Consider the following 7611-nt stretch of genomic DNA (forward strand, 5'->3'; position numbering starts at 1 on the left):
TCTGGAGCGGGCGATGAGATTCGAACTCACGACCCTTACCTTGGCAAGGTAATGCTCTACCCCTGAGCTACGCCCGCCCCGTTTGAGTGAGGAGGGAGATATAAACTACTGTCGGGGCCTGCAAGTGGAAAATGCGGGCGGGGCGGAAAATTCTTTGTCCGGTTTTCCGGGCCGTGGCGTGGGCAGGGGCGGGCACGAAAAAGCCGCGCCCCGGGTGAGGGCGCGGCCTGTTTCCGGTGGTGGAAGTTTGCTTATTCCAGCTCGACCAGAAGGTCCTTGGCGTCGATCTGGCCGCCGGGCTGGACATGCACCGCCTTGACGGTGGCGTCGCGCTCGGCATGGATGCCGGTTTCCATCTTCATCGCCTCGATGGTCAACAGCAGATCCCCCGCCTTGACCTTTTGCCCGGCCTGCACCGCGACGGTGGCTACTACGCCGGGCATCGGCGCGCCCAGATGGTTGGCATTGCCCGGCTCGGCCTTGGGGCGCTGCATGGTGGTGGACTTCACCAGCCGGTTCGGCACCCGGATCACGCGGGGCTGGCCGTTGAGTTCAAAGAACACCTTGACCTCGCCATTCTCGTCGGTCTCGCCGATGGCCTGGCAGCGGATTTCCAGCGTCTTGCCGGGGTCGATCTCGGCGGCGATCTCCTCGCCCGGTTCCATCCCGTAGAAAAAGGTTCGGGTGGGCAGGGTGCGGACGGGGCCGTATTGGCGATGCCTGCCCATGTAATCCATGAACACCTTGGGATACATGAGGTATCCGTTCAGGTCCTCGTCATCGACCTCCTTGCCCTCAAGCTCCTTGGACACCTGGGCGCGAACCGCTTCCAGATCGACGGGCGGCAGATGCGCGCCGGGACGTTCGGTGTTGGGCGCCTCGCCCTTCAACACCTTGGACAGAATCGCGGTGGGGAAGCCACCCGGCGGCTGGCCCAGATTGCCGCGCATCATGTCCACGACCGAATCCGGGAAGGCCACGTCGCTCTTCGGGTCCTCGACCTGGGCGCGGGTCAGGCCCTGGCTGACCATCATCAGCGCCATGTCGCCCACCACCTTGGAACTGGGGGTCACCTTGACGATATCGCCGAACATCTGGTTCACGTCGGCATACATCTGCGCCACCTCGTGCCAGCGCTCTTCCAACCCCATCGAGCGCGCCTGCGCCTTAAGGTTGGTGAACTGGCCGCCGGGCATCTCGTGCAGATAGACCTCGGAGGCAGGGGCCTGAAGCCCACTTTCAAAGGCGGCGTATTGCCCGCGCACCGCCTCGAAGTAATCGCTGATCTCGCGGATCGCCTTGACGTCCAGCCCAGTGTCGCGGTCGGTATGGCGCAGCGCCTCGACCACGGTGCCCAGCGTCGCCTGGCTGGTATTGCCCGAGAAACTGTCCATCGCGCAATCGACCGCATCCACCCCGGCCTCGGAGGCGGCAAGGATGGTGGCGCAAGCGATGCCGGCGGTGTCATGGGTGTGGAAATGGATGGGCAGGCCCACCTCTTCCTTGAGCGCGCGGATCAGCACCCGGGCGGCGGCGGGTTTCAACAGGCCCGCCATATCCTTGAGCCCCAGCACATGGGCGCCCGCGCTGCGCAGCTCCTTGCCCATCGCAACATAGTACTTCAGGTCGTATTTGGCGCGCTCGGGGTTCAGGATATCGCCGGTGTAACAGATCGTGCCTTCGCAGATCTTGTTCTGCTCGACCACCGCATCCATGGCGACGCGCATGTTTTCGACCCAGTTCAGGCTGTCAAAGACGCGGAACACGTCAATGCCGGTGGCGGCCTGACGCACGAATTCGCGCACCACGTTGTCGGGATAGTTGGTGTAACCCACCCCGTTGGCGCCGCGCAGCAGCATCTGGGTCATCAGGTTGGGCATCGCCTCGCGCAGGTCGCGCAGGCGCTGCCACGGGCATTCCTGGAGGAAGCGGTAAGCCACGTCAAAGGTCGCGCCGCCCCAGCATTCGACGCTGAACAGCTGCGGCAGGTTGGCGGCATAGGCAGGCGCCACACGGATCATGTCGATCGAGCGCATCCGGGTCGCCAGCAACGACTGGTGACCATCGCGCATGGTGGTGTCGGTGATCAGCAGCTGGCGCTGCGCCTTCATCCAGTCGGCCACCGCCTGCGGGCCCTTCTGCTCCAGCAGGTTGCGGGTGCCCATGCGCGGCTCGCCGCGCTTGGCGGGCGGTTTGGGCGCGCGCGCCTCGGCGGCGGGCAGCGGGCGGTCGCGGGTTTCGGGATGCCCGTTCACCGTGATGTCGGCGATATAGGTCAGCACCTTGGTGCCTCGGTCGCGCCGCTTCTTGAACTGGAACAGACCCGGTGTCGTGTCGATGAACTTGGTGGTGTATTCGTTTGACAGGAAGGTCGGGTGTTTCAGCAGGTTCTCGACAAAGGCGATATTGGTGCTGACCCCGCGGATGCGGAATTCGCGCAGGGCGCGGTCCATCCGGGCGATGGCCTTTTCCGGCGTCGGCGCCCAGGCGGTGACCTTGGTCAAGAGCGAGTCGTAATAGCGCGTGATCACCCCGCCCGCGTAGGCCGTGCCGCCATCCAGTCGGATGCCCATGCCGGTGGCCGAGCGATAGGCGGTGATGCGGCCATAGTCGGGGATGAAGTTGTTGAGCGGATCCTCGGTGGTGATCCGGGTCTGCAATGCGTGGCCGTTCAGCGCGATCTCAGCCTGGCTGGCCTTGCCGGTGGCCTCGGCCAGGGGTTTGCCCTCGGCGATCAGGATCTGGGCCTGAACGATGTCGATGCCGGTCACCTCTTCGGTCACCGTATGTTCGACCTGCACACGCGGGTTCACCTCGATGAAGTAGAAATTGCCGCTGTCCATATCCATCAGGAATTCGACGGTGCCGGCGCATTCATAGTTCACATGGGCGCAGATGCGGCGGCCAAGCTCGCAAAGCTCCTCGCGCTGGGCCTGGCTCAGATAGGGGGCGGGGGCGCGTTCGACGACCTTCTGGTTGCGGCGCTGGACCGAGCAATCGCGCTCCCACAGGTGATAGATCTCGCCATGCTTGTCGCCGAGGATCTGAACCTCGACATGGCGGGCGCGGATGATCATCTTTTCCAGATAACCCTCGCCATTGCCGAATGCGGCTTCGGCCTCGCGCCGGCCCTCCATCACCTTTTCGGCCAGTTCCTTTTCGCTGTGGATCGGGCGCATGCCGCGCCCGCCACCGCCCCAGGAGGCCTTGAGCATCAGCGGATAGCCGATCTCGGCGGCCTCCTTGCGGATGGCGTCCATGTCGTCGCCCAGAACCTCGGTCGCCGGGATCACCGGAACACCGGCGGCGATGGCCACCTTGCGGGCGCTGGCCTTGTCCCCCAGCGACCGCATGGTCTCGGCGCGCGGCCCGATGAAGGTGATGCCGTTCTTGACACAGGCATCGACGAAATCAGGGTTCTCGCTGAGCAGGCCATAACCCGGGTGGATCGCGTCAGCGCCGCTGTCCTTGGCCACCCGGATGATCTCGGGGATCGACAGATAGGCCTGCACAGGGCCCATCCCCTCGCCGATGCGATAGGCCTCGTCGGCCTTGAACCGGTGCAGGCCCAGCTTGTCCTCTTCGGCATAGACGGCAACCGTCTTCTTGCCCATCTCGTTGGCGGCACGCATCACCCGGATGGCGATTTCGCCCCGGTTTGCGATGAGGATCTTCTTGAATTCGGTCATGTCGGGTCCCGGTGTCTGGTCAATTGGCCGTGGGTTTTAGGCGGACAATAGCGGCATGAAAATTGGTAGTTCTGGGTAGAACCGGCATGTTACCGCTCGCAACCGCCTCTTTTCGAGCTTTCTGTTTTCACATCTGGATACTGGGCGGCGGCAGCCCCCGGATCGGAGGCAGGTCGTGCAGCGTACGTGCGCCCAGTTGCCCCATGTTCGCTTCCATATCCTTGCGCAGGACGTCTATCACATGTTCAGGTCCGGCCGCTCCAAGCGCGGCAAGTCCAAAGTGGAACGCGCGCCCCAGCATGACAAAATCGGCACCAAGCGCCAGTGCCCGCAGGATATCGAGGCCGCCCTCTACACCGCTGTCGAAAACCAGCGGCAGGCGTGTCGCGGCGCGGACCGCGGGCAGGGTTTCGGCTGTTGCAGGTGCGCCGTCGAACTGACGCCCGGCGTGATTCGACACCCAGATCGCGTCGACGCCCAGATGCTCCAGCCTTTCGGCGTCTTTGGCCCGCGACACACCCTTGACGATGAACGGACCCTGCCAATGATCCCGCAGCCATTTCACGTAGTCTGCTGTCGGCGATGTCCGCAGGATGTAGCCGATATGGGCGGTCGGCGGGAGGTTGGCGATTCCTTGGGTGTACTTGTCGAGGGTTCGCATATGCGGCATTCCTGCCCGCGCCATGCCCAGCGCCCAGGCGGGACGCATCGCCACCTGCGCCAGCAGGCGAGGTGTCAGTTTCGGAGGCTGTGTCAGACCGGACCGGATCTGCCGCTCGCGCCGCGAGGCGACCGGAACGTCGACGGTCAGGACCAAGGTTTGAAAGCCCGCGTCCCGCGCGCGATCCAGCAGGTCCTTGCGAATAGCTTCGTCTTTTGGCGGGTATAGCTGGAACCAGGCTTGCGGTCCGATATGCGGGGCCAGATCCTCGGGGCTTTGGCTGGCGACCGTGGACAGGCAATAGGGAATATTGGCTGCCGCAGCCGTGCGGGCCAGGTGCCCCTCGGCGTCCGGCCAGATCAGCCCGGACATGCCAACGGGAGCAACCCCGAATGGAAGGTCGTATCGCGTTCCCAGGAATTCGGTTGCCAGATCGTATTCAAGCGGACCGTGCAGGATTGATGGCAGGAACCCGACCTGATCCAGCGCCGCGCGATTGCGGGCCTTCGTGGCCTCGACGCCGGTACCGCTATCCAGGTATTCCCAAACGAATTTGGGCAGGCGCCGCTTTGCGCGCCACTTCAGATCCATGATACCGGGATAAGTGCTGTGCAGATCCATGCGGCGCATTAACCTGTGACGTTACGTAATTGTCCAGTCCTGCCGGGCATCCTTGACAAAAAAATTCTGCAATGCAGCGAATGCACTGTGTTTGCGGGAATTTTCGGGAACTTGCGAACAAGTCGTGAACGTCCTCTTTTATTTCGCGCGGGCCCGAAGTAGTTTGGTGCCATGAGCAGTTACGACGAAATGGACGCCTTTGAAGGCGCATCATTGTCGGCCCGGGCCATGGCGGCGCGGCCGACCCCTTATCTGGACGATCTGAATCCGTCCCAGCGCGAGGCGGTGGAGCGGCTGGACGGTCCTGTCCTGATGCTGGCGGGCGCGGGCACCGGCAAGACCAAGGCGCTGACCGCGCGTATCGTGCATCTGCTGATGACTGGTCGGGCCCGGCCCAACGAGATCCTGGCCGTGACCTTCACCAACAAGGCCGCGCGCGAGATGAAGAACCGCGTCGGTCGCCTGTTGGGCCAGCCCGCCGAGGGCATGCCCTGGCTGGGCACCTTTCATTCGATTTGCGTCAAGCTGCTGCGGCGGCATGCGGAACTGGTCGATCTGAAATCGAACTTCACCATTCTCGACACCGACGACCAATTGCGCCTGCTCAAGCAACTGGTGCAGGCCGCCAATATCGACGATAAGCGCTGGCCCGCGCGGCTGTTGGCGAACATCATCGACGGCTGGAAGAACAAGGCGCTGACGCCCGACAAGCTGCCCGCCGCCGAGGCAGGCGCCTATAACCATCGCGGGCCCGAGCTGTACGCCCAGTACCAGACCCGCCTGCGCGAGCTGAACGCGGTCGATTTCGGCGACCTGCTGCTGCATATGGTCACCATCTTTCAGACCCACCCGGATGTGCTGGAACAATATCAGCGCTGGTTCCGCTATGTGCTGGTGGACGAATACCAGGATACCAATATCGCCCAGTATCTGTGGCTGCGGCTGCTGGCGGGCGGGCATCGCAACATCTGTTGCGTGGGCGATGACGACCAGTCGATCTATGGCTGGCGCGGCGCCGAGGTGGGCAATATCCTGCGGTTCGAAAAGGATTTTCCCGGCGCCCATGTGGTGCGGCTGGAACAGAATTACCGCTCGACCCCGCATATCCTCGCAGCGGCGTCCAACGTCATTCGTGGCAACGAGGGGCGATTGGGCAAGGAGCTGTGGACCGATGCGCAGGAGGGAGAGAAGGTCCGTCTGATCGGCCATTGGGATGGCGAGGAAGAGGCCCGCTGGATCGGCGAAGAGATCGAGGCGATGCAGGGCGGCACACGGGGCATGCGGTCCATCTCGCTTGACCATATGGCGATCCTGGTGCGCGCGGCGCATCAGATGCGCGCGTTCGAGGACCGGTTCCTGACCATCGGCCTGCCTTACAAGGTGATCGGCGGCCCGCGTTTCTACGAGCGGATGGAGATCCGCGATGCGATGGCCTATTTTCGGCTGGTCACCAGCCCCGAGGACGATCTGGCCTTTGAGCGGATCGTGAACACGCCCAAGCGTGGCCTTGGCGACAAGGCACAACAGGCCATACGTGCCGTCGCGCGCGAGAACGGCGTGTCGCTGGTCGAGGGCGCCCGGATCGCGGTGAAAAACGGCCTGATCAAGGGCAAGGGCGGCAAGGCGCTGGGCGAGTTGACAGACGGGCTGGCCCGCTGGGCCGCACTGACGCGCGGACCCCGGATCGAGATCGACGACGACTCGGTGATCGAGGACGGCGCCGCGCCAATGCAGTTCGGCGCGCCCGAGATGTCGCATATCGAGCTGGCGCAGGTGATCCTGGACGAATCCGGCTATACCGCCATGTGGCAGAACGACAAGGCGCCCGAGGCGCCGGGGCGGCTGGAAAACCTCAAGGAACTGGTCAACCAGCTGGATAACTTCGAGAACCTGCAAGGGTTTCTAGAACATGTCAGCCTTGTCATGGACAATGAGCAGGACAGCGGCGGCGCCAAGGTCTCTATCATGACGCTGCACGCAGCCAAGGGGCTGGAATTTCCCGCCGTTTTCCTGCCGGGATGGGAGGACGGGCTGTTCCCCTCGCAACGCTCGATGGATGAAAGCGGCCTCAAGGGGCTCGAAGAGGAGCGGCGGCTGGCCTATGTGGGCATCACCCGCGCCGAAGAGGTCTGTACCATCTCCTTTGCCGCCAACAGGCGGGTGTTCGGCCAGTGGCAGAACGCGCTGCCCTCGCGGTTCATCGACGAATTGCCCGAGGATCATGTCGAGGTGCTGACCCCGCCCGGCCTTTATGGCGGTGGCATGTCCTCCCCCGGCATCGAAAGTCGCGCCGCCGCTGCCGATGGCTATAACTCCCCAGGGTGGAAGCGACTTCAGGCGCGTCAGGGGCAACATGGGCTTTCACAACCCCGCGAAAGCCGCACCACGGTGATCGACCTCAACGCGGTGGCCAGTTTCACACTGGGCGAGCGCGTCTTTCATCAGAAATTCGGCTATGGACAGGTTATCGGCATCGAGGGCGACAAGGTCGAAGTCGATTTCGACAAGGCCGGACTCAAGAAGGTCGTTGCCCGTTTTCTGTCTGCCAAAGACGACGTGCCGATCTAGGGTCTGTTGAGATTCACTTTGAGTTCAGGAGAGCGGCGCAGGCATTGATGATTGCCGTAAAGCTGAGGTCTG

The 7611-nt window shown here is 63.4% G+C and carries 3 protein-coding genes and 1 tRNA gene; 1 reads left to right on the forward strand and 3 read right to left on the reverse strand.

The genetic code is table 11. The features are described from left to right. Positions 1–2: 2 nt before the first annotated feature. From OEZ49_RS22725 to OEZ49_RS22735, 3 genes are all read right to left on the reverse strand, one after another. A tRNA-Gly gene (locus tag OEZ49_RS22725) sits at positions 3–77 on the reverse strand. A gap of 174 nt (positions 78–251) precedes the next feature. Further along, positions 252–3689, reverse strand: a complete 3438-nt coding sequence (locus OEZ49_RS22730; RefSeq protein WP_263390430.1) for a pyruvate carboxylase — start codon at positions 3687–3689, stop codon at positions 252–254. A 127-nt stretch (positions 3690–3816) separates the two neighbouring features. Beyond that, positions 3817–4980 (reverse strand): alpha-hydroxy acid oxidase, encoded by a 1164-nt coding sequence (locus tag OEZ49_RS22735; RefSeq protein WP_263390431.1) that lies wholly within the window; start codon positions 4978–4980, stop codon positions 3817–3819. Between the two features lie 162 nt (positions 4981–5142). Here OEZ49_RS22735 and OEZ49_RS22740 point away from each other — a divergent pair, with 162 nt between their 5' ends. Continuing rightward, on the forward strand, positions 5143–7539 hold the full coding sequence (locus tag OEZ49_RS22740) for an ATP-dependent helicase (protein ID WP_263390432.1): 2397 nt from the start codon (positions 5143–5145) through the stop codon (positions 7537–7539). Positions 7540–7611 lie beyond the last annotated feature (72 nt).

Source organism: Ruegeria marisflavi, assembly GCF_025673445.1.
In the GTDB taxonomy this organism is placed as follows: Bacteria; Pseudomonadota; Alphaproteobacteria; order Rhodobacterales; family Rhodobacteraceae; genus Ruegeria_B; species Ruegeria_B marisflavi.